This is a genomic window from Streptomyces phyllanthi (genome assembly GCF_009377205.1).
Classification (GTDB): domain Bacteria; phylum Actinomycetota; class Actinomycetes; order Streptomycetales; family Streptomycetaceae; genus Streptomyces; species Streptomyces phyllanthi.
The window spans coordinates 1-2410 of record NZ_VJZE01000787.1; the positions used below are offsets into that span (position 1 = coordinate 1).

At 73.5% G+C, this 2410-nt stretch carries 2 protein-coding genes; both read left to right on the forward strand.

Features of this window, described 5'->3' with window-relative positions; all coding sequences use genetic code 11:
- Nucleotides 1–103 precede the first annotated feature (103 nt).
- Nucleotides 104–832, forward strand: coding sequence for a VOC family protein (locus tag FNH04_RS44845; RefSeq protein ID WP_152791974.1), 729 nt, complete (start codon nucleotides 104–106; stop codon nucleotides 830–832).
- 375 nt (nucleotides 833–1207) lie between these two features.
- Nucleotides 1208–2410, forward strand: a 1203-nt coding sequence (locus FNH04_RS44850; RefSeq protein WP_322725676.1) for a serine/threonine-protein kinase, incomplete at its 3' end; no start/stop codon positions are given.

Sequence of the window (2410 nt, forward strand, 5' to 3'; positions counted from 1 at the left end):
GGACGGGTAGGGGCGGCGGGGGCGAGAACTTCTCCGTCCAGCCCCCGGCTCCGGACGGACCACACACCGCGCACCCACGGACAAACACCATTAGCTTGGCCGTATGGCCGACAACGCGGCGCGAGTCGAACCGTACGGCGAGGGCGTCCCCTGCTGGGTGGACGCCCAGTTGCCCGACGTCGAGGCGGGCAAGCGGTTCTACGGGGAGCTCTTCGGGTGGAGGTTCGAGGACGCGTACGGCACGTCCACCTGGGCGTACCGGGACAACGACCCCGTGGCGGCCCTGGCGCCCAAGGCGGACGGGCGGCTGCCGACCACGTGGACCCTTCACTTCGCGACCCCCGACGCCACCGCCCTCGCCGGGCGCATCGAGGCGGCCGGCGGCCAGGTCGTCACCGCTCCCGTCCCCGTCGGCCCCCTCGGCACCACCGCCCTCGTCACCGACCCGGAAGGCGCCGTCTTCGCCCTCTGGCAACCCGGCACCCACCACGGCTTCGCCCGCCGCCACGAACCGGGCACCTTCGCCTGGGCCGAGCTCTACGCCCGGGACACCAAGGTCGCCAACGACTTCTACGGCACCCTCTTCCACGACGCCCTCTTCGGCCCCGGCGCCTCCCCCGACTTCGGCCGTGCCGACCTCGCCGAGGTCTTCCCGCCCGAGATGCCGCCCCACTTCCTCGTCCACTTCGGCGCGGAGGACGCCGAGGACACGCTGGTGGCGGTCCGGCGCCTGGGCGGACGCGTGCAGGTCCCGCCGTTCGACGCCTCGTACGGCCGTGTGGCCGTGGTCACGGACGACCAGGGAGCGTCCTTCGCCCTGCTCCAGCGCTGAGCGCCTCGGTGAGTCTTCCGTGCCGTAACCGTTACCGTCACCGGCCCCGCGCCACAGAAACCGGCACCGTACGACCACTCTCGGCCACTCCCGATCACTCCAGGCCATCAGGGCTCGTCATCCGGCGCCCCACGGAACCGCCAAGAGCTCCCAGAAGCGCCCAGAATCCGTCCCACGATCCGGGCTGCCGCTTTCCTGAAGTGCGCTTCCCGTGCTTTTGTCCTGAGACACCCCGATCCGCCCCCGGGTTCGCAAGAGGGGGCCCGGGCAGGAAGAATCGGGGTGCGTGCGCCATGGCGGTGCCGTGGTGAGACGCTGCACGGGGTCGCGTACATGTGAGGGCGGCGCGGCCCGTACGGGGAGGTGGCAGGGCAAGTGGTGGATCAGCTGACGCAGCACGATCCTCGGCGGATCGGGCCCTTCGAGGTGCTGGGACGGCTGGGTGCCGGGGGCATGGGGCTGGTCTATCTCGCGCGGTCGGCATCCGGCCGGCGCGTGGCGATCAAGACGGTCCGGACGGAGCTCGCCGAGGACCAGCTGTTCCGGGTCCGCTTCACCCGCGAGGTCGAGGCGGCACGGGCCGTCTCCGGCTTCTACACGGCGGCCGTGGTCGACGCCGACCCGCGGGCGGCCGTGCCGTGGCTCGCGACCGCGTACGTCCCCGCTCCCTCGCTCGAGGAGATAGTGACCGACTGCGGGCCGCTCCCGGCCCAGGCGGTGCGCTGGCTCGCGGCGGGCGTCGCCGAGGCCCTGCAGTCGATCCACGGGGCCGGGCTCGTCCACCGGGACCTCAAGCCCTCCAACGTCCTCGTCGTCGAGGACGGGCCGCGGGTGATCGACTTCGGTATCGCCTCCGGGGTTTCGAACACGCGGCTGACCATGACCAACGTCGCCGTCGGCACACCCGCCTACATGTCGCCCGAGCAGGCGAAGGACTCGCGGAGCGTGACCGGCGCGAGCGATGTGTTCTCGCTGGGTTCGATGCTCGTCTTCGCGGCGACGGGGCATGCGCCGTACCACGGTGCCAATCCCGTCGAGACCGTGTTCATGCTGCTCAGGGAGGGCCCGGACATCTCCGGGCTCCCGGACGAGCTGCGGCCGCTGATCGAGTCCTGTATGCAGATGGACCCGACCGCGCGCCCCAACCCGGCCGATCTCCAGGCCCAGCTGGCGCCCCATCTCTTCGGCTCCGGCTCCGACGACAGCGGTACGGCCTCCGCGTGGCTGCCCGAGAAGGCGGTCACCCTCATCGAGGCCCGCCGTGGCGGCCGTCCCGGGGCGAAGCCCCAGCTCACGGCAGGAGGCCCCGGGGGTCCCGGAGGCCCCAGCGGGGGCGGGGGCGGCCGGCCCGCGGCGCCCGCGCTGCCGCCTCCGCCGTCGTACGACCCCGCGCCCGCGCCCGTCGGCGCCCCCGACACCGGTCCCGTACGGCTCGCGGGCGCCCCGGTGCCCATCGGGCCCGGTCCGCGTGTGGCCGACGCCCGTGCCGCCGCCGTGAAGGCGCCTCCTCCGGAGGCCGGTCTCGTGGCCTCCTGGTCGCGCCCCCGCGCCGGAGTGAACGGCGCCGACCCCGCGCCC